Origin of the sequence: Lysinibacillus sp. 2017 (genome assembly GCF_003073375.1) — a bacterium.
Lineage (GTDB): Bacteria > Bacillota > Bacilli > Bacillales_A > Planococcaceae > Solibacillus.
In genome coordinates, this window is sequence record NZ_CP029002.1 from 3630824 (window position 1) to 3655832 (window position 25009).

The window sequence follows — 25009 nt, forward strand, 5'->3', positions numbered from 1 at the left end:
CGTCAATCAAGAAAAAATTGACGGTTTTAGGGGTTTATAAAGCTTGTTTAATAATTTTTTTGTAATAATTAATCGTTAATGCTGCAAATACCACATACATCACTACGTATAATGACATCGTAATAATTAGGGGTGTGAGGAGCTCAGTACCAAATAGGAACCAACCTGACTTAACCGCAAAGTAGCTATGAAGTAGGCCAATTAGTAGCGGTACACCAAAATTAAATAATTGTTTGAACATAATGCCGCGCAAAATTTCCTGCTCCGTGAAGCCAATTTTACGTAGCACTGTATAGGAACTTGCCTCTTCATCCGCTTCAGACATTTGTTTAAAGTATAAAATACTACCTGTCGCCAGTAGAAATGCCAAACCTAAAAATGCTGTCGTAAAAATCAATGTGCCATATAAATTTAAATTATCTTCAATCATTGATTGCTTAGAACTCATTTCCCTCACTTTTCCATCAGCCTCTGATTGAACTAAAATATTGGCACCAGTGTCTCTATATAGTTTTTCTACTTGTTTATACGTTTTGTCGTCTGCATCAATTAAATTAATCGACGTTTGCTCTTTAGTAGTATAACCAACCGTATTCTCTTCATTTAATGCTTGCAGCTGTTCAAAAACTGTATCCTTTACAATGGCAACAAATCCACCCGCTGTAATTTTCCAAGCTATAAATGTCGTGTCGTTTACTTCTTTAATATGCAATGGGAATTCATGTTGTTGATGTAAAAACGTCAAATCAAATGGCGCTTTTAACGGCATAATATTGGATTGAAATCCGCCATACCCTGTAATAATTGCTTCTCCCTCAGCAAGTTGTGCATCCGGGTCAAGCTGCTGATAATCAGATAGCGAAACCATTACGACATCTGCCAATGTATCATCACTTAGCATACCTATCGCTTCTTCTGAAAAAATAGCTGCCATATCAACTTGTGCACTTGTTAAGTGAAATGTTTTTTTTTCAAAATCAATATCTTGTTGTCCTAATGCATCAACAAATACCTGTTCACGTCCATCTACAGCGATATAATCTGCTGGCACTTGATTCTCCGCTGAAGTACCTGCTGAATAGTAACTAATATACGAAAGTGTCGTAATCGTAAGTGATACCGCCGTTAGTACAGTAATCAATGTTAGTGATTTTGCGTTGCCTTTCATGCGGTGCATAATCGGTGTTAACGCTAATACGTCTGATAAATTCAAATGTCCCTTTTTACTCATACGGAATAAATTCAAAACAAATGCTACTGAATAACGGAACACAAAATAGGTTCCACCGATCGTCGTCGCTAAAATAACAATCATACTTAAAAATAAGTTTGTCGTTTTCCCCGTAAATAAATTCATACTAGCATAATAGCCATAGCCTATTAACGCCAAACCAAATGCACCCATGATCATGTGGAATGCACTAAATCGCTTTACACGCTCGTCCGCTTGGTTCGATGCAGTAAATAATGCTAATAGCGTCGACTTACGTACCATAAATGCCATTTGCACTAAAATAATGACCAATAAAAGACCAAATACTATTAATGTATTTACAATCGCTACCTTACTAAAGGTCATCGTAACAATCACATCAAATTTTAATAACTTCAACAAAATCATTGCAAATAAACGTGAGCTTAACAGTCCTAAGACCATGCCAATACTTACAGCACCAATAAACAATAAAATATTTTCTAAGGCAATTAAACGTGTCACAAGTCCCTTTGTCATCCCGATTAATTGGTACAAGCCAATTTCCTTGCTACGACGCTTAATAAATAAGTGATTAGCGTACAGTACAAAGAACAGCACAATGAAATATAGCATATACGAAGCTGCTTCAAATCCACTCGATGCCGTACCACTCGCTTTAGTCGCCTCAATAATAGATTCATTATATTGCAATGTCACAAACGAGAAAAACAAAGTTACGCTGAAAATAAGCGCAAAAAAGTATAAATAGTAATGTTTCATGTTTTTCTGCATGCTTTTAAACACGAGCTGACTAAGCTTCACCTTGCTCACCGCCTAAAACACTTTGCGTACTTAAAATTTGTTGGAAGAAATCCGTACGCGACTTATCACCTTTATAAAGCTCAGTATAAATTTGCCCATCCTTTAAAAACAGTACACGTGAACAGAAGCTTGCCGCTACTGCATCATGCGTCACCATCATTATCGTTACTTTCTTTTCTTCATTTATTTCCGATAAATTATTTAGCAAAGCGGTTGCTGCTTTTGAATCCAGTGCTCCTGTTGGCTCATCAGCAAATACGAGTGATGGATTCGAAATGAGTGCACGAGCTGCAGACGTACGCTGCTTTTGTCCACCTGAAATTTCATTTGGATATTTCGCTAAAATATCGTAAATACCCAGAACTTTTACAAGCTCCTGCAAACGCTTCTCCGCTGCTGCTTTTGGAATCGTACTTAATGAAAGTGGCAATAAAATATTTTCCTTCACTGTTAATGTGTCTAATAAATTATAGTCTTGAAAGATAAACCCCAGTTCGTCACGTCGAAATTTTGCGAGTGCTCGTTCCTTCATGCCTTGTAATTTTTGCCCATTAATTTCAACAAGACCATCTGTTACTTGATCAATAGAACATAACACATTTAGTAATGTTGTTTTCCCAGAACCTGAAGGACCCATAATGCCTACGAATTCGCCCTTTTCTACTTCTAAATCAACGCCCTTTAACACTTCCTGTGCAAGTGCTCGTTTTCCATATATTTTTTTCACTTTACGTGCGGTTAAAATACTCATTTCCAATCAGCCTCTCTAATTATCTCTTTTGTTCTCTTTATTGTACCCACTATTAACAACAAAATCGTTTGATTTACATGACAAAAAACGCCCGCAAAGTGACGATGTTGTCACTTACGCGAGCGTTTGATAATATTGATTTGATTTTGGGAATAGCACTTTAACATTCGTTCCAATAGTTTCCGTCGATTCAATAATAAGCTTAATATTAAGAGAATCTGCAGCTTGCTTTGCTAAATAGAGCCCCATACCTGTCGCTGCGCTAGTTTCACGGCCGATCGTACCCGTATACGATTTGCGAAACACACGCGGTAAATCTTCTTTTTTAATCCCTACGCCGTTATCTTCTATGACGAGTACTAGCTGATCATTGTCAAACTGCGTAAATAACTTTATCTCACCTTCAACAGCACTATACTTCACCGCATTTGATAGCACTTGACGTACGATAAACGCTAGCCATTTACGATCCGTGATGACAATCCTATCGACATTATCAAGTTCAATCGAAAGTTTTTTATCAAAGCACCAGCTACGTAATGCTTTAATTTCCTGAACAAGCACTTTTTTTAACGCTACTTGTTCCATTCGATTATCTTGCGCAATGGTCATAAGACGTGTTGCATGAAGCTGCTGATCAAGTAGTAAATATAAACGGAGCCATTCTGCTTCAAAACGTTCCTTCATATCGCCATCTTCAATTTGCTCAGTTAATAGCTGTAGTGCAGTCATAGGTGACTTCATCTCATGCACCCACGCTAATAGCTCATCTTGACGCTCAAGTAACATTAGCTTCTGTTGTTGTAACTCTTCTGTATTAGAAGAAAGTCGTTGTTCATAATCAGCTTGCACCGCCTGCACATAATTTTCTTCTTCTAGTACATAAATATTCATCATCTTCGCATCTTTTAGATACCGCCATAGTAAAAATAGACTCATTGCGACAACCCATACACAGTTCATATAAAGTAGCGAAACGACTTGAAAGCCTTTATCTACATATACGATTAAGTTCATAAGTAGCTGCAAGGTGATTAAAAAAAACAACCAACTTCTGTACTGCTTCAAAAATAAGCAAATCATTCGCTCACCGCCATATAACCGAGCCTTTTTTTGGTCACAATAACATCGACTAAACCAATATCCTCTAAGCGTTGACGCAAACGATTGACATTCACAGTTAGTGTATTATCATTCACGAAGCGTTCATCGTCCCAAAGCTTACGCATCAATTCGTCACGCGACACAATTTGTCCCTTCGTCTTTACAAGCACTTTCAAAATAAATAACTCATTTTTGGTTAATTCAACTTGCACATCATTGAATTGTACAACGGCTCGGTCATAGTTTATTTCTGCACCGCACCAGGTTTCGTAATCGCTTTGGACCGATTCTTGATAATCATACGTTCGACGTAACATAGCTTGCACTTTCGCGATTAACACTTCCATATGAAATGGCTTTTGTACAAAATCATCAGCTCCCATTTGCATCGCCATCACCATATCCATTGGGTGGTCACGCGACGATAAAAATAGTATTGGAACATTCGATTTCGCACGAATTTCACGACACCAATGAAAACCATCGAAAGCTGGTAACTGAATATCAATCAACACCAGTTGGGGCTCTTCCCTTTCAAATGATGCTAATACATGTTGAAAATTTTCTGGCCCTACTACTTCAATACTCCACTGTTGAAAACGCTCTTTTATTAGTGAAAAAATCGATGTATCATCTTCTATTAACAGTACTTTCATACACGCTCACACTCCTTACTCACTATTATACAAAATACACTATATTCTAAGCTGTATAAACTTTGCTATAATCAAAGCAATTAAAGTAGCGGGGTGAAGATATGGACATTCGTCAAATAGAGTATTTTGTAGAAGTTGCAAAACAACTGAGTTTCACAAAGGCTGCCACTACTTTACATGTTTCACAGCCATCGATTAGTAAAGCGATTCAAAATTTCGAAGCTGAACTCGGTGTACCCTTATTTTACCGTTCATCAAAACAGCTTGAGCTAACTGATGCAGGCCAAGCTGTACTCATTAATTCAATGCAAGTACTCGAATCATTCCAAAACTTACGCTCTGAATTAACTGATTTAATGCAACTAAAAAAGGGACAAATCCGCATCGGTATTCCACCAATTGTCGGTGCTGAATTTTTTTCGAGACTTATTAGTGTCTATAAAGAGCACAATCCATATATCGAAATATTATTAACAGAAGTCGGCACAAAGCGAATTCGTGAAGAAATCGAAACAGGCGAACTCGATATTGGCCTTGTTTGCAGTGTGACATCGACTAATGAAAATTTAGAAACAATACGCTTTTTAAAAGACCCATTGCAGCTAATTGTGCATGAGAGCCATCCACTTGCTCAAAAGCAAACCATTTCAATGGGCGATTTAGCAAATGAAGCATTCATCATATACCGCAAAGACTTTATTTTGTTTGATCGCATTATTGAGGAATGTAAAAAGCATAATTTTTATCCAACCATTGCCTGCGAAACAACGCAGAAAGATTTATTCATCGAAATGGTACAGGCAAAACTCGGAATCGCGTTGCTACCGCAAAAAATTGCTGAAAAAATCCCGTATGAATCTATTAAGTGCATTCCATTCACAGAGGAAGAAATTCATTTAGAACTTGGTATTACATGGAAGAAAAATAAATACTTACCTTACTCAGTGCGGGAGTTCATTCAACTTGCACATCAGTTTGTTTTACAATAAGAAGAGCGCATTCCCTTACTTTTAGTACTGAACTAAAAAAACGCCTAGCCAGCTTTTATACTGACAAGGCGTTTTAATTATGCGTTTACTTTTTGCTTAGCTTTCACTTCTAAACGTTTTTTGTGTAAAATCGGCTCTGTATAACCACTTGGCTGCTCGTAACCTTTGAAAACTAGATCACATGCCGCTTGGAAGGCAACAGATTCCTCAAAATTCGCAGTCATTGGACTATATTCTGGATCATCCGCATTTTGACTATCTACAACTTTCGCCATACGTTCCATCGTCTCTTGTACTTGTTCTTTTGTACAAATACCATGATGTAACCAGTTTGCTACATGTTGACTAGAAATACGCAATGTCGCACGATCCTCCATTAAGCCGATATTATTAATATCAGGCACTTTCGAACAGCCTACCCCGTGTTCTACCCAGCGCACAACATAACCTAGAATACCTTGCGCATTGTTATCCAATTCATTTTGAATTTCCTTTGGAGTCCAATCTGCATTTTGTGCGACAGGTAATTCTAAAATGGCATCCGTTAAATCTTCAGAGCTTGAAATGCCCTGTTGAATCTCTTTGACATTTACTTCATGATAATGCATTGCATGTAGCGTCGCAGCTGTTGGAGATGGTACCCAAGCCGTATTGGCACCAGCTTTTGGATGGCCAACCTTTTGCTTGAGCATTTCAGCCATTAAATCTGGCATTGCCCACATCCCTTTACCGATTTGTGCGCGTCCTTGTAATCCAGCTGCTAAACCTACTACTACATTTGATTTTTCATACGCCGTTAACCAAGTAGATGTTTTCATTTCACCTTTTCGAATCATTGGCCCCGCTTCCATCGACGTATGAATTTCATCACCCGTACGATCTAAGAAACCTGTGTTTATAAATACAATACGATTTTTTACTTCCTGAATACATGCTTTTAAGTTAAGCGAAGTACGACGTTCTTCATCCATAACCCCAATTTTTAAAGTATAGCGCTCTAAGCCAATCAACTCTTCCACACGCTCAAACAACTCATTTGCAAAGGCTACTTCTTTAGAACCATGCATTTTCGGTTTAACGATATAAACCGAGCCTTTTTGTGAATTTTTAAAGTGGCTATTCCCTAAAATTTCATGCTTTGCAATTAAGCTCGTCACAACACCATCCAAGATCCCTTCAGGAATTTCGTTCCCATCCTTATCTAAAATAGCGGGATTCGTCATTAAGTGTCCCACATTACGAATGAACATGAGTGAACGTCCGTTTAATGTAACAGTCTCACCTTTAGCACCTGTATAAATACGATCTGGATTTAATGTACGCGTCATCATTTTTGACCCTTTTTCAAACGTCGCGACTAAATTACCTTTCATCAACCCTAACCAATTTGAGTAAACTTCTACTTTATCTTCTGCATCAACAGCTGCTACAGAATCTTCACAGTCCATTATCGTCGTAATTGCTGACTCTAAATACACATCTTTAACACCTGCAGCATCATCTTTTCCAATTGGATGATTGCGATCAATCTGAATTTCAATATGAATGTCATTGTTTTTTAATAATAATGCTGAAGGAGCCTCTGAAGTTCCTTGGTAGCCAACAAATTTATCTACTTTCACAAGCTTTGTCATTTCACCATTCGCTAATATCACTTGTAAAGAACCTTCCACTACTGTGTATTGTGTTACTTCTTTATGCGAAGCACCATTTAAGGGTATTGCTTGATCCAAGAAATTTTTTGAGTAGTCGATAACTTTACTTCCACGCAATGGATTATACCCTTTTCCTGCTTCTGCACCATTTTCGTCACTAATTACATCTGTTCCATAAAGTGCATCATATAAGCTTCCCCAACGTGCATTTGCAGCATTAATTGCATAGCGTGCATTACTCACTGGCACTACTAATTGAGGTCCTGCTTGGAACGCAACTTCCTCATCAACATTTTCAGTTTCCACTTGAAAAGCTTCTACTTTTGGCTCTAAATATCCGATTTCCTCTAAAAACGATTTATAACTCGCAAATTCATAATTCCCCTTATTTTCTTTATGCCAATTATGAATTGCTAGTTGCAACGTATCACGGTGAGCAAGTAAGGCTTTATTTTTCGGTGCCAAATCATGAACTAACTGATCAAAACCTACCCAAAAAGATTCCTGCTCTACACCACTGTCAGGTAATACATGATTATTAATAAAATCTGCTAACTGCTCAGCAACTTGTAAATTTCCAACTTGCATGTAATTCGTCATAAAAAATCCCCCTTTAAGTGAACAAATCCCCTGTTCTTAAGGAAGATTATACTTGAAGGAGGTACTATAAATATAATACATATATCGAATAAACATTATGCCTTTTAACTATAATAGAACGCAAAAAAACACCCCGCAAGCGTCCCTACGAGGTGAATAAAACATTAGCTATAAGCTAAAATTATTTTTGGATAGTTGCTACTACGCCAGCACCAACAGTACGTCCACCCTCACGGATAGAGAACTTAGTACCTTCTTCGATAGCGATTGGAGCGATTAATTCAACAGTCATTTCGATGTTATCGCCAGGCATAACCATTTCTACGCCTTCTGGTAACATACAGATACCTGTTACATCAGTTGTACGGAAGTAGAACTGAGGACGGTAGTTAGAGAAGAATGGAGTATGACGTCCACCCTCTTCTTTTGATAATACATAAACTTCAGCTTTGAAGTTTGTGTGTGGAGTGATTGTACCTGGTTTAGCTAATACTTGACCACGTTGGATATCTTCACGAGCAACACCACGTAGTAATGCACCGATGTTGTCACCAGCTTCAGCATAGTCTAATAATTTACGGAACATTTCAACACCAGTTACAGTTGTTTGTTTAGCTTCTTCGCTGATACCAACGATTTCTACTACGTCCCCAACTTTAACTTGACCACGTTCAACACGGCCAGTTGCTACTGTACCACGACCAGTGATAGAGAATACATCCTCTACTGGCATCATGAATGGTTTGTCAGTTTGACGTTCTGGAGTTGGGATGTAAGAATCTACAGCGTCCATTAATTCGATAACTTTAGCTTCCCATTCTGGTTCGCCTTCTAATGCTTTAAGAGCTGAACCTTTGATTACTGGTAGGTCGTCGCCTGGGAAGTCATATTCAGTTAGTAAGTCACGGATTTCCATTTCTACTAATTCTAATAATTCTTCGTCATCAACCATATCACATTTGTTCATGAATACTACTAAGTAAGGAACACCTACTTGTTTAGAAAGTAAGATATGCTCACGAGTTTGTGGCATTGGGCCATCAGCAGCAGATACTACTAAGATACCGCCGTCCATTTGAGCAGCACCAGTGATCATGTTTTTAACATAATCGGCGTGTCCAGGGCAGTCAACGTGTGCATAGTGACGAGTTGCTGTTTCATATTCAACGTGAGAAGTATTGATTGTAATACCACGTTCTTTTTCTTCTGGAGCGTTGTCAATGTCAGCGTAAGATTTAGCTTCGCCACCCATTGCTTTTGATAATACTGTTGCGATTGCAGCAGTTAAAGTTGTTTTACCATGGTCAACGTGTCCGATTGTACCAATGTTAGCATGCGTTTTAGAACGGTCAAATTTTTCTTTAGCCATTAGAAAATGCCTCCTCAGGGATTATGTTTTATTTTTAAAATTTATACTAAAATTGCTGACTACAAATGGGCCCATCTGTAGTCCTGCAATCATAGCTTACAAATTATTTATACTTGATGCAAGGTGAAATTTCAATTATTCACCTTTATTTTTTTTGATGATGTCTTCTGCAATTGATTTTGGAACTTCTTCATAATGATCAAATGTCATTGAGAATACACCGCGACCTTGAGTTGCAGAACGTAGAGTAGTTGCATATCCGAACATTTCAGATAGTGGAACCATAGAACGTACCACTTGAGAGTTACCGCGAGCTTCCATACCCTCTACGCGACCGCGACGAGCAGTAATGTTACCCATGATATCACCAAGATATTCTTCTGGAATTACAACGTCTACTTTCATCATTGGTTCTAAAATAACTGCGTTACAACGTTTCGCAGCTTCTTTTAATGCCATAGATGCAGCAATTTTAAACGCCATCTCATTTGAGTCAACGTCATGGTAAGAACCGAATACTAATTTTGCTTTAATGTCGATAAGTGGGTAACCAGCTACTACACCGCGATCTAAAGAATCACGTAAACCAGCTTCTACAGCAGGAATGTATTCACGAGGTACAACACCACCAACGATAGCGTTTTCGAATTCGAAACCTTTACCCTCTTCGTTTGGAGAGAACTCGATCGTTACGTCACCGTATTGACCGCGACCACCAGATTGACGAGTGAATTTACCTTGAACTTTTGCAGAGCCACGGAATGTTTCACGGTAAGATACCATTGGAGCACCAACGTTTGCTTCTACTTTAAATTCACGTTTCATACGGTCAACTAGGATGTCTAAGTGTAACTCACCCATACCAGAGATGATTGTTTGTCCAGTTTCTGTGTCTGTGTGAGCACGGAAAGTTGGATCTTCTTCTTGTAGTTTTTGTAAAGCTTGACCCATTTTATCTTGGTCTGCTTTAGATTTTGGTTCTACAGAAAGAGAGATTACTGGTTCTGGGAAATCCATTGATTCTAAGATAACAAGGTTTTTCTCGTCACATAGAGTATCACCAGTAGTAGTATCTTTAAGACCTACAGCTGCTGCAATATCCCCAGCAAATACTTTAGGAATCTCTTCACGAGAGTTAGCGTGCATTTGTAGGATACGACCTACACGTTCACGTTTACCTTTAGAAGAGTTTTGTACGTATGAACCAGATTCTAATGTACCTGAATACACACGGAAGAATGTTAATTTACCTACGAATGGGTCAGTCATTACTTTGAATGCAAGAGCTGAGAACGGCTCTTCATCAGAAGAATGACGGATGATTTCCTCATCGCCATCAACATCAGTACCATTAATAGAAGGAACGTCTGTTGGAGCTGGTAAGTAAGCAACTGCAGCATCTAACATTTTACGAACACCTTTGTGTTTAAATGCAGTACCACATAATACAGGGTAGAATTCTACTGCGATTGTAGCTTTACGGATAGCCGCTTTAAGCTCTTCATTAGTAATTTCTTCACCTGCAAAGTATTTTTCCATGATATCTTCATTAACGTCAGCGATAGCTTCGATTAATTTTTCACGGTATTCTTCTGCTTGTGCTTTGTGAGACTCAGGAATTGGCTCACCAGCACGTACAGCAGTACCTTCTTCGTTATCATAGTATGTTACATCCATTTCAACTAAGTCAATGATTGCTGAGAAATCGTCTTCAGCACCAATTGGTAATTGAATTGGGTGAGCGTTAGCTTGTAAGCGATCGTGTAAAGTTCCTACAGAATATAAGAAGTCCGCACCCATTTTATCCATCTTGTTGATGAATACGATACGTGGAACTCCGTAAGTAGTAGCTTGACGCCATACTGTTTCAGTTTGAGGCTCAACACCAGATTGAGCATCTAATACTGTTACAGCTCCATCAAGTACACGTAATGAACGTTCTACTTCTACAGTGAAGTCTACGTGTCCAGGTGTATCGATGATGTTGATTCGGTGACCATCCCATTGAGCTGTAGTTGCAGCAGAAGTGATCGTGATACCACGTTCTTGTTCTTGCTCCATCCAGTCCATTTGAGAAGCGCCTTCATGAGTTTCACCGATTTTGTGGATCTTACCAGTGTAATAAAGGATACGCTCAGTTGTTGTTGTTTTACCAGCATCAATGTGAGCCATGATCCCAATATTACGTGTATTCTCTAGAGAGAATTCGCGTTTCATAGGAAATTTCTCCTTCCATATTGGGTTAACTATATAAGTAAAAATCTAAGCTCTAGCAAGCTAGAGCATAGATCAAATTACCAACGATAGTGAGCGAATGCTTTGTTCGCTTCTGCCATTTTGTGCATATCTTCACGTTTCTTAACTGAAGCACCAGTGTTGTTAGATGCATCTAAGATTTCGTTAGCTAAGCGTTCTTCCATAGTTTTTTCACCACGAAGACGAGAATAGTTAACTAGGTAACGTAAACCTAAAGTTGTACGGCGTTCAGGACGAACTTCAACCGGTACTTGGTAGTTAGAACCACCAACACGGCGAGCACGTACTTCTAATACTGGCATAATGTTGTTTAATGCAGCTTCAAATACTTCGATAGGATTTTGGCCAGAACGCTCTTGAACTAATTCGAAAGCTCCGTATAAAATCTTTTGAGAAGTACCTCTTTTACCATCAATCATCATTTTGTTAATTAAACGAGTTACTAGTTTCGAATTATAAATTGGATCTGGTAACACGTCACGTTTGGAAACAGGACCTTTACGAGGCATGTGTTTTCCTCCTTTCAAATAGTGGTCTATTTATATTTAAATTATTTTTTTTCTTTAGGGCGTTTTGTTCCGTATTTAGAACGTGATTGTAAACGGCCAGTTACACCAGCTGTATCAAGAGCACCACGTACGATATGGTAACGAACACCCGCTAAGTCTTTTACGCGTCCGCCACGGATAAGAACAACACTATGTTCTTGTAAGTTGTGACCTTCACCTGGGATATACGCAGTAACCTCAAGTTGGTTAGTTAAGCGTACACGAGCATATTTACGTAAAGCTGAGTTTGGTTTACGTGGCGTCATCGTACCAACACGAGTACAAACTCCGCGTTTTTGTGGAGATTTAACGTCAGTTAAAGATTTCTTAAATGAGTTATATCCTTTGTTTAACGCTGGAGATTTTGATTTCGTGATTTTAGATTGACGAGGCTTACGTACTAATTGATTAATTGTAGGCATCGATATGTCCTCCCTTCATTTTTTCCTTGTTTCAATACCACACATCCAGGTGGTTCATTTTTTGGGTAAAAACAAAGTCTTTGTGTATTTTTACACAAAAACTACATCGCAGTAATCGCAACTACCGCAGCTCCAACATGAATGCCGCAAGCTTTACCAAGTTCTTTCTTAGAATCGACGTGATAAACTGGTACACCAATTTCTTTCGCGAGAAGAATGGCCGGATCGGTTACCCAATTGTCAGCATCAATTGCGACAAAAAGAGCGGTTACTTGTCCAGCATGCATTGCTTTCACTGCTTGCTTTATACCTATGATTGTTTGACTAGCCTGTTTTACTTGATCGTAAGACATTTTCATATCCTCCTAAGTACAGACAGTTAACTATCAACCTTCAATATATTATCATTCTAAAGTTACACTGTCAACCAATATCTTACGAAAGAATGCTGGTTGATTTTTTTAAAGTGAAATTCTTAGAAAAACTCCGGTAGAGAATACTCTCCACCGGAATTCTTATTATTGAATGACTTTATTATTCAGCTGTAGTTACTTCTTCTTTTTTATCTTGGTCCATACGGATTTGACGGTAACGTTGCATACCAGTACCTGCTGGAACTAGTTTACCAATAATTACGTTTTCTTTCAGACCTAGAAGTTCATCACGTTTACCTTTAATTGCAGCATCCGTTAACACACGAGTTGTTTCTTGGAATGATGCAGCAGATAAGAATGATTCAGTTTCAAGAGAAGCTTTTGTAATACCAAGGATTACTGGGCGACAAGTTGCTGGTGTTTTACCACTAAGAACAGCTTCTTTGTTTGCCTCAGAGAATTGGTGAATATCTAATAATGAACCTGGTAATAATTCAGTATCACCAGCTTCGATTACACGAACTTTACGAAGCATTTGGCGAACCATTACTTCGATGTGTTTATCCCCAATTTCTACCCCTTGCATACGGTATACTTTTTGTACTTCTTTTAATAAATATTCTTGAACTGTCGATACGTCTTTAACTTTTAATAATTGTTTAGGATCGATCGAACCTTCAGATAATGTTTGACCTGCTACAATTGCATCGCCTTCAACTACTTTTAAGCGTGCATTGTATGGTGCTTGGTATTTACGAGTTTCCACGTCACCTTGAATTGTAACTTCTTTTAGACCTTCACGAATTTCTTCGATTTCGATTACGTTACCTGAAATTTCAGAGATCACTGCTTGACCTTTCGGGTTACGTGCTTCGAAAATCTCTTGAATACGTGGAAGACCTTGTGTAATATCGTTACCTGCTACCCCACCTGTATGGAATGTACGCATTGTTAACTGTGTACCTGGTTCACCGATAGATTGTGCAGCAATAATACCTACTGCTTCACCAACTTCTACCTCATCACCTGTAGCTAAGTTCATACCATAACATTTTTTACATACACCATGTTTTGTATTACATGTGAATGCTGAACGGATTGTTATTTCTTCAATGCCTGCTTCTGCAATTAGACGCGCAACATCTTGTGTAACTAAACCATCACGTTCTACAATAACCGCTCCAGTTTCTGGGTGACGAACTGTTTTCTTCACGTAACGACCAACAATACGTTCGTCTAACGCTTCGATTAATTCGTTGCCTTCCATTAATGAACCGATTAATAAACCGCGGTCAGTGCCACAGTCGTCTTCACGAACGATAACATCTTGTGCTACGTCTACTAAACGACGAGTTAAGTAACCTGAATCGGCCGTTTTAAGTGCTGTATCGGCAAGACCTTTACGCGCACCATGTGTAGAGATGAAGTACTCTAATACTGTTAAACCTTCACGGAATGAAGACTTGATTGGTAACTCGATGATACGACCAGCTGGGTTGGCCATCAGACCACGCATACCAGCTAACTGTGTAAAGTTAGATGCGTTACCACGGGCACCAGAGTCAGACATCATGAAGATTGGGTTTGTTTTCTTCAATGATTTCATCAGTTTGCCTTGGATTTCATCCTTGGCAGCAGTCCATACGTTAATAACACGGTTGTAACGTTCTTCTTCTGTGATTAAACCACGACGGAATTGAACCATTACTTTATCTACTTTATTTTGTGCTTCTTCTAAGATAACGCCTTTATCTGGTAATACTACGATATCAGAAACACCTACAGTAATACCTGCACGAGTAGAATATTTGAAACCTAAGTTTTTCATACGGTCAAGCATTTTAGAAGTTTCCGTAATGTGGAACTCTTTAAATACTTCTGCAATGATATTTCCTAAGAATTTTTTACGGAAAGGATCTACTACCGGCGCATTCGTGAAGTGCTTCGTTAATACAGCACGACGTTGTGCTTCCACTTGTTCAGCTTCTGATAATTCAGCATAGCCTTCTGTAGCTTCGATTTCTTTTCGTAATTCTTCGTCAATTGTTAAGTTTACGAAGTATTTCTCAGGTGTTTTTTGTTCTAAGTTAAACGTTGTTGGCTCATTAATGTAAGGGAATGAGCTTGGTAAGATTTCATTGAAAATTACTTTACCAGCTGTTGTTAATAGGAACATTTTGTTTTGTTCTTCAGTAAATGATTTTTTATTTAATGAAGAAGCTTTAATCGCAATACGAGTGTGTAAGTGAACATGACCATTTTGGTATGCAACTAACACTTCGTCTGAGTCATTAAAGATAGAACCTTCACCACGTACGCCTTCACGTTCAAGAGTTAAGTAATAGTTACCTAATACCATATCTTGAGATGGAGTTACTACTGGTTTACCATCTTTCGGGTTCAGGATGTTTTGTGCTGCTAACATAAGTAGGCGAGCTTCAGCTTGCGCTTCTGCTGATAATGGAACGTGAACTGCCATTTGGTCACCATCAAAGTCAGCGTTATAAGCTGTACATACTAATGGATGAAGACGAATTGCACGACCTTCTACTAATGTAGGTTCGAATGCTTGGATACCAAGACGGTGAAGCGTCGGTGCACGGTTAAGTAATACCGGATGCTCACGAATTACGTCTTCTAATACATCCCAAACTTCATTGTGCATACGTTCAATTTTACGTTTTGCACTCTTAATGTTATGAGCAAGGCCACGTTCTACTAATTCTTTCATTACGAAAGGTTTAAATAGTTCGATTGCCATTTCTTTTGGAAGACCACATTGATACATTTTTAAGTTTGGACCTACGACGATAACCGAACGACCAGAATAATCTACACGTTTACCAAGTAAGTTTTGACGGAAACGACCTTGTTTACCTTTCAACATGTGTGAAAGAGATTTTAACGGACGGTTACCAGGACCTGTTACAGGACGGCCACGACGACCATTATCGATTAATGCATCAACCGCTTCTTGTAACATACGTTTTTCGTTTTGAACGATGATGCTCGGTGCACCAAGGTCAAGTAAACGTTTTAAACGGTTGTTACGGTTGATAACACGACGGTATAGGTCATTTAAGTCTGAAGTCGCAAAACGACCACCATCTAATTGCACCATTGGACGAAGCTCCGGTGGAATTACTGGCAGTACATCTAAAATCATCCACTCTGGTTTGTTACCTGAGTTACGGAATGATTCTACTACTTCTAAACGTTTAATCGCACGTGTGCGGCGTTGACCTTGTGCAGATTTTAATTCTTCTTTTAATGTGTGCGTTTCTTCTTCTAGATTGATTTTTTCTAAAAGACTTTTGATTGCTTCTGCACCCATTGCAGCTTCAAATCCGTTACCGTATTTTTCACGATAAGCGCGATATTCTTTTTCTGAAAGAAGATCTTTGAAACCTAAAGAAGTTTGACCTGGATCAACTACTACATAAGAAGCGAAGTAAATTACTTCTTCTAATGCACGTGGAGACATGTCTAAAATTAGACCCATACGGCTTGGAATACCTTTAAAGTACCAAATATGTGATACAGGTGCTGCAAGCTCGATGTGTCCTTGACGTTCACGACGTACTTTTGAGCGTGTAACTTCTACACCACAACGGTCACAAACGACACCTTTATAACGTACACGTTTGTATTTACCACAGTGACATTCCCAGTCTTTTGTTGGTCCGAAAATACGTTCACAGAATAGACCATCTTTTTCTGGTTTTAATGTACGGTAATTAATTGTTTCTGGTTTTTTTACTTCGCCGTATGACCAAGAACGAATCTTGTCTGGAGAAGCTAAACCAATTTTCATATATTCAAATTCATTAACATCTATCAAGGAGCCTACCTCCCTTTAGTTATAAGTCCTTAAGCGACTTTACTTTGTAGCTCAGCAATAGCAAAATTTCATACTAGGCCATAATGAAATTTGCTTTATAAATCGTTATTTATAGAAAGAAGAATCGGGCAGGGCATATACCTGCCCGATTCAATTTGAAATTATTCAAATGATTCTACTGGGTCTTCTTTATCACCAGAAGGTTTTGCATCCGTTTCAGGAGCTGGTGCTGTTACTTCTTCTTCATCGTCAAGGTCGCGAAGTTCTACTTCCTCGTCGTTGATAGTTAGCATCTTAACATCCATACCTAATGATTGAAGTTCTTTAATTAGTACTTTAAATGATTCTGGTACACCTGGTTCTGGTACACTTTCACCTTTTACGATTGCTTCATATGTTTTCACACGACCTACAACGTCATCTGATTTTACAGTTAAAATCTCTTGTAACGTGTAAGCAGCACCGTATGCTTCAAGTGCCCATACTTCCATCTCACCGAAACGTTGTCCACCGAATTGTGCTTTACCACCAAGCGGTTGTTGCGTTACTAATGAGTAAGGACCTGTTGAACGTGCGTGAAGTTTATCATCAACCATGTGGGCAAGTTTAATCATATACATGACACCTACAGAAACACGGCTATCAAATGCTTCACCTGAGCGTCCATCATAAAGAATTGTTTTACCATCACGGTTCATACCAGCTTCTTCCATTGTTTCCCAAACATCATTTTCGTTCGCGCCATCAAATACTGGTGTAGCCATGTGTACGCCTAAATAACGTGCAGCCATACCTAAGTGAAGCTCTAAAACTTGTCCGATGTTCATACGAGAAGGTACCCCAAGTGGGTTAAGCATGATATCTACCGGTGTGCCGTCTGGCATGAATGGCATATCTTCTTCTGGTAAGATACGTGAGATTACCCCTTTGTTACCGTGACGTCCGGCCATTTTGTCCCCAACGCGAATTTTACGTTTTTGAACAATATAAGCACGAACTAACTGGTTAACACCTGGTGGTAATTCGTCACCGTCTTCACGGTTGAATACTTTTACATCTAAGATGATACCGCCAGCGCCGTGTGGTACACGTAATGACGTGTCACGTACTTCGCGTGCTTTTTCACCGAAGATAGCATGTAATAAACGTTCCTCAGCAGTTAACTCAGTAACCCCTTTAGGCGTAACTTTACCTACTAAAATATCTCCGTCACGTACTTCCGCACCGATACGGATAATTCCGCGATCGTCTAGGTTACGAAGTGCATCTTCACCTACGTTTGGAATGTCACGAGTGATTTCTTCAGGTCCAAGCTTAGTATCACGAGACTCTGATTCATATTCTTCAATATGAACAGATGTATATACATCGTCTTTTACAAGGCGTTCACTCATAATTACAGCATCCTCGTAGTTATAGCCGTCCCATGTCATGAACGCAACAAGTACGTTTTGACCAAGTGCTAATTCGCCACGCTCCATCGAAGGACCATCAGCTAAAATATCACGAGGTTTTACACGGTCGCCAATTTTTACGATTGGACGTTGGTTATATGAAGTACCTTGGTTAGAACGAATGAATTTTTGTAATTTATAATTCGTTAAGTCACCCTTAACTTCTTTACCATCAATAGTTTCAATACGACGTACACGAATTGAACGTGCTTCCACATGCTCAACGATACCATCATATTTCGCTACTACTGCAGCACCTGAATCACGGGCATCTACATGTTCCATACCAGTACCTACAAACGGTGCGTTTGGATATAGTAATGGAACTGCTTGACGTTGCATGTTCGCTCCCATTAGGGCACGGTTAGAGTCATCGTTTTCTAAGAACGGGATACATGCTGTCGCTGCAGATACTACTTGTTTAGGCGATACGTCCATGTAGTCGATACGCTCTCTGCTAAATACAGTGTTATCACCACGGAAACGTCCTACAACCTCTTCCTTAGCGAATGTACGCTCTGAAGTTAGTTCTGAGTTCGCTTGCGCTACTACATAGTTGTCTTCTTCATCAGCAGTTAAGTAATGAATGTCAGCTGTTATTACACCAGTTTCTGGATCAACACGACGATATGGTGTTTCAATGAAACCGAATTTGTTCACTTTTGCAAATGAAGATAAAGAGTTAATCAGACCAATGTTTGGTCCCTCTGGTGTCTCGATTGGACACATACGACCATAGTGAGAGTAGTGGACGTCACGTACTTCCATACCTGCGCGCTCACGAGTCAAACCACCAGGCCCTAATGCAGATAGACGACGTTTGTGCGTTAATTCTGCTAATGGGTTTGTTTGGTCCATGAATTGAGATAATTGAGAACTACCAAAGAATTCTTTAATAGATGCAATAACTGGACGAATATTGATTAATTGTTGAGGTACGATTGACGCTGTGTCATTGATAGACATACGTTCACGTACAACACGTTCCATACGAGATAAACCGATACGGAATTGGTTTTGTAATAACTCACCAACAGAACGTAAACGACGGTTACCTAAATGGTCAATATCATCCGTGTTACCTACATCGTAAAGTAAGTTGAAGAAGTACGATACAGAAGCTAACACGTCAGCTGGTGTAATGTTTTTCACTTCTTCATCAATGTAAGCATTTGAAATAACATTGATTTCTTTTTGAGCTTCATCATTTGGTGCAAAGATTTTAATCGATTGAATTGTGATTTCGTCTTCTAATACGCCACCAACTTGTTGTAACTTACGGAAGCCTGCACCTTGTTCTAAGACAGGAATTAACTTATCTAAGTTACGACGATCTAATAATGTACCTGCTTCTACAACGATTTCTCCTGTTTCAGGATTAACAATTGTTTCAGCAATCGTTTGGTTGAATAAACGATTTTTGATGTGAAGCTTTTTGTTCATTTTGTAACGACCAACATTCGCTAAATCATAGCGTTTTGCGTCAAAGAAGCGAGAATATAATAAGTTCTTCGCTGATTCAACTGTTGGTGGTTCACCTGGGCGTAGACGCTCATAGATTTCAAGAAGCGCTTTATCAGTGCTTTCTGTGTTATCTTTTTCAAGCGTTTTACGTAAATATTCATTGTCGCCAATGATATCTAAAATTTCTTGGTCTGAACCGAAACCTAATGCACGTAAAAGAACCGTTACTGGTAATTTACGCGTGCGGTCGATACGTACGTAAACGACATCTTTTGCATCTGTTTCATATTCAAGCCATGCACCACGGTTAGGAATAACTGTTGCGCCAAAGCCTTTTTTACCGTTTTTATCCGTTTTTTCGTGGAAGTATACACTTGGAGAACGAACTAACTGAGAAACGATAACGCGCTCAGCACCGTTAATAATAAACGTGCCTGTTTCCGTCATTAATGGGAAATCACCCATAAAGACGTCTTGCTCTTTTACTTCGTTTGTTTCTTTGTTGTGTAAACGTACTTTTACACGTAATGGTGCAGCGTAAGTTACGTCGCGTTCTTTGCATTCATCAACATCATACTTAGGATCTCCTAAGGCATAGTCGACGAATTCTAATGAAAGATTACCTGTAAAGTCTTCGATTGGAGAAATGTCGTGGAACATCTCGCGCAACCCTTCTTCAAGGAACCACTCATAAGATGCTGTTTGGATTTCGATTAAATTCGGAAGTTCCAGCACCTCGCTAATACGCGCAAAGCTTCTACGCTGGCGGTGTTGTCCGTACTGAACTAGTTGACCTGTCAACTCATTCACCCCTCAATAAAGCGATAATAGGTCTTTGCAAAACCCTACAAATAGTGTATGATTTCGAAAGACAAAAAGAAAACGAGTCTTTCTTAAGAACTCATTTTCGGTTAAACTTAACTAAATTTATTTCTAGTTAGCATACCCGTAAAATTAAATTAGTCATGCAAATGGGCATACTTCTTCAAAATAATAATTTTGCATTTTATTATGTTATCATAGTCAATTTGTCAAGTCAATATTCCGAGCGAATCTTACTTATTTTTTTGCACGTATGATCCAATACCCTTTTTTCTTCTCAACAACATCAACTTCCGAAAACATTGCTTCTAAATGACTCATTGTTGATGGTGCACCTTGTTTCTTCTGTATAACTACCCACAACTCGCCATTTTCAACTAACAAATCATATGCACCGTCGTAAAATCTGAAAATCGTATCTTTCCCAGCACGAATTGGTGGATTCGTCAAAATAGCAGCAGCTTTCGTACCAACTTCTACAGCGCTTAATCCATCACTTTCAAAAATACGTACATTTTGAACCCCGTTTAGTTGTGCGTTCTTTTGTGACAAAGCAATCGCACGCGTATTAATATCCATCATTAACACTTCGCGCTCTGGATTATCCTTCGCAATCGACAAGCCGATTGGTCCGTACCCACAACCTACATCTAGTAAAACACCTTCTACTTCAGGCATTTCAAAAGCATCAATTAACACACGGGAACCAAAATCTACTTCGCTTTTACTAAATACACCTGCATCCGTTTCAAACGTAAATGTATTCCCTAATAAAGTAAATTTCCATTGGCGCGGTTTACTTTCTGCTTGAGGCTTATTTGAGTAATAATGTTCAGACATGCGACAGACACGCCTCCTAAAAAATTTTAAATAAAGAAAAGCTCGCCGCAAAATTTGTGACGAGCTTTCCTTATAAAGCTAAGCATGATGCTTAGCTGGCAAAGTTAAACTAAAATTATTTAACTTCTACTGAAGCGCCAACTTCTTCAAGTTTAGCTTTGAATGCTTCTGCATCATCTTTAGAAACGCCTTCTTTAAGAGCTTTAGGAGCGTTGTCAACAACCTCTTTAGCTTCTTTTAAACCTAATCCAGTGATTTCACGAACCGCTTTGATTACTTTGATTTTTTCTTGACCAGCAGAAGTTAAGATTACATCAAATTCAGTTTTTTCTTCAGCTGCAGCAGCACCGCCAGCAACTACCGCTACTGGAGCAGCAGCTGTTACACCGAATTCGTCTTCGATTGCTTTTACTAAATCGTTTAATTCTAGAACTGTCATAGCTTTGATAGCTTCTAAGATTTGCTCTTTATTCATTTTAATTTCCTCCTATGGAATGTTTTATTTTTTTTAGGCAAATTGCCTGATTGATGAAGTTAAGATGCGAAAATTACGCGCCTTGTTCTTCTTTTTGCTCTGCAACAGCTTTTGTTGCAAGTGCGAAGTTGCGCACTGGAGCTTGAAGTACAGATAAAAGCATTGATAATAGACCTTCGCGAGATGGAAGTTCTGCAAGTGCTTTAACATCTTCAACAGATGCGATTGTACCTTCGATAATACCAGCTTTGATTTCAAGAGCTTCGTTTTTCTTAGCGAAGTCGTTGATAATTTTAGCTGGAGCTACTACGTCCTCGTTAGAGAATGCGATAGCATTTGGACCAGTTAAAAATTCATTGATACCTTCAAAACCTACAGATTCAGCAGCACGACGAGTTAAAGTATTTTTGTAAACTTTGAACTCAACGCCAGCTTCACGTAATTGTTTACGTAATTCAGTTACTTGAGCAACTGTTAAACCACGGTAGTCAACTACTACAACTGAAGCAGCAGCTTCGAATTTAGCAACGATTTCTTGAACTTTTACTGATTTTGTTTCGATTGCTTTGTTCATGATGACACCTCCTATTAGAATGAGTCATTTATACCGACAAAAGAAAAGCCTCTAAGTCTACTAGACATAGAGGCTGAAAGTCATCATCTTAAAAAGAATCCGAATTCCGATGTCCTCGGTAGGATCATTAAGTGACAAGTCACTCCTACTGTCTACGGTACAAATGGATGATTCACAACAGCATCCATCTTACCAAGTAAGCGGTGTGTTGTCAACTAATTTAATTTAACGGTTTTAAAACCGGAATTAATTATTTAACTGATACGTTAGCAGCGTCAACTTTAACAGCTGGGCCCATTGTAGTTGTAATATTTACAGACTTCATGTAAATACCTTTTGATGAAGCCGGTTTAGCTTTTTGAATTACTTCAAATACAGCTAAGAAGTTTTCTGCTAATTTTGCTGTATCGAAAGAAACTTTACCGATTGGAGCGTGGATGATACCAGACTTTTCAGCACGGTATTCTACTTTACCAGCTTTAATTTCTTCGATAGCTTTAGTTACGTCGAAAGTAACTGTACCAGTTTTAGGGTTTGGCATTAAACCTTTAGGTCCTAATACACGACCAAGTTTACCAACTTCACCCATCATGTCTGGAGTTGCAACGATTACATCGAAATCAAACCAACCTTGTTGGATTTTTTGGATATATTCTGCATCGCCTACATAATCAGCACCAGCAGCTTCTGCTTCTTTAATTTTATCGCCTTTAGCGAAAACTAATACACGTTGAGTTTTACCAGTACCGTGTGGTAATACTACTGCACCACGGATTTGTTGGTCATTTTTACGAGTATCAATGCTTAATTTGAATGCTACTTCTACAGTTGCATCAAAGTTAACTGTAGATGTTTTTTGTGCTAAAGCTACTGCTTCTTCTACAGAATATAGAGCTGAGCGATCGATTAATTTAACTGCATCTTGCATTTTTTTACCTTTTTTAGCCATTTTAATTTCCTCCTTGATTGTGGTATTAACGGATTTGACCTCCCACGAATAAAGGTTGCGCACTCATCAAACTAAGTATCCGAGTGCAGCAACCTTCCAAAAACAAAAACATCATCAAGTGTGAAGATGGTTATTAGTCTTCGATAACAATACCCATGCTTCGTGCAGTACCTTCGACCATTAACATAGCAGCTTCAACTGAAGCAGCGTTAAGGTCTGGCATTTTTTGTTCAGCGATTTCGCGAACTTTATCACGTTTAACCGTTGCAACTTTCTTACGGTTTGGTTCACCAGATCCAGATTGGATACCAGCTGCTACTTTAAGTAATACTGCTGCAGGTGGAGTTTTAGTAATGAAAGTGAATGAACGGTCTTCGAATACTGAAATTTCAACCGGAATAATAAGACCAGCTTGATCAGCAGTACGCGCGTTAAATTCTTTACAGAATCCCATGATATTAACACCTGCTTGACCTAATGCAGGACCAACTGGTGGCGCTGGGTTTGCTTTACCAGCAGGGATTTGAAGTTTTACAACTTTAATAACTTTTTTAGCCACGAGACACACCTCCTTAAGTCCGTGATGTGGTAATAGGGTTGCCCCTCCCACTCAAATATCTGTTCGTCAGCTAAGCCGATAACATTAAAACTAAATAGTGTCATCTGTCGAATCAAACTGATGACAGTCTGACCTTTGAAATGATAACATTTTTAAATTGCTTAATCAAGTAAAAATAATTCTATATTTTTTGAACTTGAGCAAAATCAAGCTCCATAACAGTTTCGCGACCGAACATATCAACAAGAACTTTTAATTTTGCATTGTCGATATCGATTTCTTCTACGCGACCTTGGAAATGTGCAAAAGGTCCTTCTAACACTTCTACAACTTCTCCAACTGAAATTTCTACTTCACCAAGTTGCTGTTCGTTCATACCCATTTGTTCTAATAAACGATCTGCTTCTTCTGCTAATAATGGTGTTGGTTTTACGCCACCGCCTGAAGAACCGAGGAATCCAGTAACACCTGGTGTATTACGTACAACATACCAAGCATCGTCTGTCATAATTAATTCGACTAAAACGTAACCTGGGAATACTTTACGCATTACCACTTTTTTCTTACCGTCTTCTTTTACATCGATTTCTTCATGTTCTGCAACGATAACACGGAAAATTTTATCTTGCATCCCCATTGTCTCAACGCGTTTTTCAAGATTTGCTTTCACTCGGTTTTCGTAACCTGAATACGTATGAACTACATACCAATTTTTTTCCATATAGGTAGGACTAAATCGTCCGTCCCTCCTTTACATTGATTGTGTTAGGTTTTTTATTCCCTATTCACAAAAATTATTGCATCTATTTCTTCAAGCGAACAAACTATAAATTTTAAAACAAATGAAAAAACCCGTTATATGGCATGGACGGGCTATTTCGAAATATTAACATGATACAACTTATAAAGACAAGAACCAGCGGAATAATTCTGATACTCCTAAATCTACTACTGTAAAGAATAACGCCATCACGATAACTGTTGAAACAACTACTACCGTATACTTCGTTAGCTCTTTACTTTTTGGCCAACTTGTTTTACGCATTTCCGAGCCGACTTCATGTAAAAAGTTTGATACTTTACTCATCTTTACCTAACCTCCGTACAACATGTTTATCTATGTTTCATTTATAACGTTTGTTTATGCATTGTATGTTCATTGCAATGCGAACAAAATTTCTTTAATTCAAGACGTTCTGTTGTACCTTGTTTTTGAGGGACATTATAGTTTCTTGAACCGCATTTTTCGCAACTTAAAACGACTTTTTTAGCCATTGATTATCACCTTTT

The 25009-nt window shown here is 38.7% G+C and carries 21 protein-coding genes and 1 other annotated feature; of the genes, 1 reads left to right on the forward strand and 20 read right to left on the reverse strand.

The features are described from left to right. Positions 1–34 precede the first annotated feature (34 nt). The 4 genes from DCE79_RS17870 to DCE79_RS17885 all read right to left on the reverse strand — a co-directional run bounded on the left by DCE79_RS17870 (position 35) and on the right by DCE79_RS17885 (position 4528). A complete protein-coding gene (locus DCE79_RS17870; RefSeq protein ID WP_234417293.1) occupies positions 35–1975 on the reverse strand; it encodes an ABC transporter permease in 1941 nt (646 codons plus the stop codon). 31 nt (positions 1976–2006) lie between these two features. Further along, positions 2007–2768, reverse strand: coding sequence for an ABC transporter ATP-binding protein (locus DCE79_RS17875; RefSeq protein WP_108714290.1), 762 nt, complete (start codon positions 2766–2768; stop codon positions 2007–2009). A gap of 114 nt (positions 2769–2882) precedes the next feature. Beyond that, complete coding sequence (locus DCE79_RS17880) at positions 2883–3851, reverse strand: sensor histidine kinase (RefSeq protein ID WP_108714291.1); 969 nt, start codon at positions 3849–3851, stop codon at positions 2883–2885. Beyond that, positions 3848–4528: a response regulator transcription factor gene (locus DCE79_RS17885; protein WP_108714292.1), complete on the reverse strand. Its 681-nt coding sequence runs from the start codon at positions 4526–4528 to the stop codon at positions 3848–3850. The genes DCE79_RS17880 and DCE79_RS17885 overlap by 4 nt, the downstream gene beginning before the upstream one ends. 101 nt (positions 4529–4629) lie before the next feature. Here DCE79_RS17885 and DCE79_RS17890 point away from each other — a divergent pair, with 101 nt between their 5' ends. Beyond that, on the forward strand, positions 4630–5517 hold the full coding sequence (locus tag DCE79_RS17890; RefSeq protein ID WP_108714293.1) for a LysR family transcriptional regulator: 888 nt from the start codon (positions 4630–4632) through the stop codon (positions 5515–5517). A 77-nt stretch (positions 5518–5594) separates the two neighbouring features. Here DCE79_RS17890 and DCE79_RS17895 read toward each other — a convergent pair whose 3' ends face one another. The 16 genes from DCE79_RS17895 to rpmG form a co-directional block, all read right to left on the reverse strand. Beyond that, the gene (locus DCE79_RS17895; protein ID WP_108714294.1) at positions 5595–7772 is read right to left on the reverse strand and encodes a malate synthase G; all 2178 of its coding nucleotides are present in this window, start codon (positions 7770–7772) and stop codon (positions 5595–5597) included. A gap of 181 nt (positions 7773–7953) precedes the next feature. Next, positions 7954–9141, reverse strand: a complete 1188-nt coding sequence (tuf, locus tag DCE79_RS17900) for an elongation factor Tu (RefSeq protein ID WP_108714295.1) — start codon at positions 9139–9141, stop codon at positions 7954–7956. A 135-nt stretch (positions 9142–9276) separates the two neighbouring features. Beyond that, entirely contained in the window at positions 9277–11358 is a 2082-nt protein-coding gene (gene fusA, locus DCE79_RS17905; RefSeq protein WP_108714296.1) for an elongation factor G, read from the reverse strand. Between the two features lie 77 nt (positions 11359–11435). Further along, positions 11436–11906, reverse strand: coding sequence for a 30S ribosomal protein S7 (gene rpsG / locus DCE79_RS17910; protein WP_108714297.1), 471 nt, complete (start codon positions 11904–11906; stop codon positions 11436–11438). A 41-nt stretch (positions 11907–11947) separates the two neighbouring features. Then, positions 11948–12367: a 30S ribosomal protein S12 gene (rpsL, locus tag DCE79_RS17915; protein WP_108714298.1), complete on the reverse strand. Its 420-nt coding sequence runs from the start codon at positions 12365–12367 to the stop codon at positions 11948–11950. Between the two features lie 101 nt (positions 12368–12468). After that, positions 12469–12720, reverse strand: coding sequence for a ribosomal L7Ae/L30e/S12e/Gadd45 family protein (locus tag DCE79_RS17920; RefSeq protein ID WP_108714299.1), 252 nt, complete (start codon positions 12718–12720; stop codon positions 12469–12471). A 181-nt stretch (positions 12721–12901) separates the two neighbouring features. Then, a complete protein-coding gene (rpoC, locus tag DCE79_RS17925) occupies positions 12902–16582 on the reverse strand; it encodes a DNA-directed RNA polymerase subunit beta' (RefSeq protein ID WP_108714300.1) in 3681 nt (1226 codons plus the stop codon). 161 nt (positions 16583–16743) lie between these two features. Further along, positions 16744–20310, reverse strand: coding sequence for a DNA-directed RNA polymerase subunit beta (gene rpoB / locus DCE79_RS17930; RefSeq protein ID WP_199912289.1), 3567 nt, complete (start codon positions 20308–20310; stop codon positions 16744–16746). 249 nt (positions 20311–20559) lie between these two features. Beyond that, positions 20560–21162 carry a class I SAM-dependent methyltransferase gene (locus tag DCE79_RS17935; RefSeq protein WP_108714302.1) on the reverse strand — a complete coding sequence of 201 codons (603 nt, stop codon included), beginning with the start codon at positions 21160–21162 and terminating at the stop codon, positions 20560–20562. 115 nt (positions 21163–21277) lie between these two features. After that, a complete protein-coding gene (gene rplL, locus DCE79_RS17940) occupies positions 21278–21637 on the reverse strand; it encodes a 50S ribosomal protein L7/L12 (RefSeq protein ID WP_108714303.1) in 360 nt (119 codons plus the stop codon). A 73-nt stretch (positions 21638–21710) separates the two neighbouring features. Beyond that, positions 21711–22211 (reverse strand): 50S ribosomal protein L10, encoded by a 501-nt coding sequence (gene rplJ, locus DCE79_RS17945; protein WP_108714304.1) that lies wholly within the window; start codon positions 22209–22211, stop codon positions 21711–21713. Positions 22212–22243: 32 nt separating this feature from the next. Then, positions 22244–22387, reverse strand: a sequence feature (ribosomal protein L10 leader region). A 74-nt stretch (positions 22388–22461) separates the two neighbouring features. Next, on the reverse strand, positions 22462–23160 hold the full coding sequence (rplA, locus tag DCE79_RS17950; RefSeq protein ID WP_108714305.1) for a 50S ribosomal protein L1: 699 nt from the start codon (positions 23158–23160) through the stop codon (positions 22462–22464). A 133-nt stretch (positions 23161–23293) separates the two neighbouring features. After that, positions 23294–23719: a 50S ribosomal protein L11 gene (gene rplK / locus DCE79_RS17955; protein ID WP_042478596.1), complete on the reverse strand. Its 426-nt coding sequence runs from the start codon at positions 23717–23719 to the stop codon at positions 23294–23296. A 181-nt stretch (positions 23720–23900) separates the two neighbouring features. After that, the gene (gene nusG / locus DCE79_RS17960) at positions 23901–24440 is read right to left on the reverse strand and encodes a transcription termination/antitermination protein NusG (RefSeq protein ID WP_108714307.1); all 540 of its coding nucleotides are present in this window, start codon (positions 24438–24440) and stop codon (positions 23901–23903) included. Positions 24441–24620: 180 nt separating this feature from the next. Further along, positions 24621–24806 (reverse strand): preprotein translocase subunit SecE, encoded by a 186-nt coding sequence (gene secE / locus DCE79_RS17965; protein WP_108714308.1) that lies wholly within the window; start codon positions 24804–24806, stop codon positions 24621–24623. Between the two features lie 41 nt (positions 24807–24847). Continuing rightward, positions 24848–24994: a 50S ribosomal protein L33 gene (gene rpmG / locus DCE79_RS17970; RefSeq protein WP_108714309.1), complete on the reverse strand. Its 147-nt coding sequence runs from the start codon at positions 24992–24994 to the stop codon at positions 24848–24850. Positions 24995–25009 lie beyond the last annotated feature (15 nt).

Excerpts from the sequence above, each read along its gene's own strand:
- fusA (WP_108714296.1), bottom strand. The coding sequence starts at position 11,358 with ATGAAACGCGAATTCTCTCTAGAGAATACACGTAATATTGGGATCATG.
- rplA (WP_108714305.1), bottom strand. The coding sequence starts at position 23,160 with ATGGCTAAAAAAGGTAAAAAAATGCAAGATGCAGTTAAATTAATCGAT.
- rplL (WP_108714303.1), bottom strand. The coding sequence starts at position 21,637 with ATGAATAAAGAGCAAATCTTAGAAGCTATCAAAGCTATGACAGTTCTA.
- rpsG (WP_108714297.1), bottom strand. The coding sequence starts at position 11,906 with ATGCCTCGTAAAGGTCCTGTTTCCAAACGTGACGTGTTACCAGATCCA.
- DCE79_RS17895 (WP_108714294.1), bottom strand. The coding sequence starts at position 7,772 with ATGACGAATTACATGCAAGTTGGAAATTTACAAGTTGCTGAGCAGTTA.
- rpsL (WP_108714298.1), bottom strand. The coding sequence starts at position 12,367 with ATGCCTACAATTAATCAATTAGTACGTAAGCCTCGTCAATCTAAAATC.
- rpmG (WP_108714309.1), bottom strand. The coding sequence starts at position 24,994 with ATGGCTAAAAAAGTCGTTTTAAGTTGCGAAAAATGCGGTTCAAGAAAC.
- rplJ (WP_108714304.1), bottom strand. The coding sequence starts at position 22,211 with ATGAACAAAGCAATCGAAACAAAATCAGTAAAAGTTCAAGAAATCGTT.
- tuf (WP_108714295.1), bottom strand. The coding sequence starts at position 9,141 with ATGGCTAAAGAAAAATTTGACCGTTCTAAAACGCATGCTAACATTGGT.
- secE (WP_108714308.1), bottom strand. The coding sequence starts at position 24,806 with ATGAGTAAAGTATCAAACTTTTTACATGAAGTCGGCTCGGAAATGCGT.
- DCE79_RS17885 (WP_108714292.1), bottom strand. The coding sequence starts at position 4,528 with ATGAAAGTACTGTTAATAGAAGATGATACATCGATTTTTTCACTAATA.
- nusG (WP_108714307.1), bottom strand. The coding sequence starts at position 24,440 with ATGGAAAAAAATTGGTATGTAGTTCATACGTATTCAGGTTACGAAAAC.
- DCE79_RS17875 (WP_108714290.1), bottom strand. The coding sequence starts at position 2,768 with ATGAGTATTTTAACCGCACGTAAAGTGAAAAAAATATATGGAAAACGA.
- DCE79_RS17920 (WP_108714299.1), bottom strand. The coding sequence starts at position 12,720 with ATGTCTTACGATCAAGTAAAACAGGCTAGTCAAACAATCATAGGTATA.
- DCE79_RS17880 (WP_108714291.1), bottom strand. The coding sequence starts at position 3,851 with ATGATTTGCTTATTTTTGAAGCAGTACAGAAGTTGGTTGTTTTTTTTA.
- DCE79_RS17935 (WP_108714302.1), bottom strand. The coding sequence starts at position 21,162 with ATGTCTGAACATTATTACTCAAATAAGCCTCAAGCAGAAAGTAAACCG.
- DCE79_RS17870 (WP_234417293.1), bottom strand. The coding sequence starts at position 1,975 with ATGAAACATTACTATTTATACTTTTTTGCGCTTATTTTCAGCGTAACT.
- DCE79_RS17890 (WP_108714293.1), top strand. The coding sequence starts at position 4,630 with ATGGACATTCGTCAAATAGAGTATTTTGTAGAAGTTGCAAAACAACTG.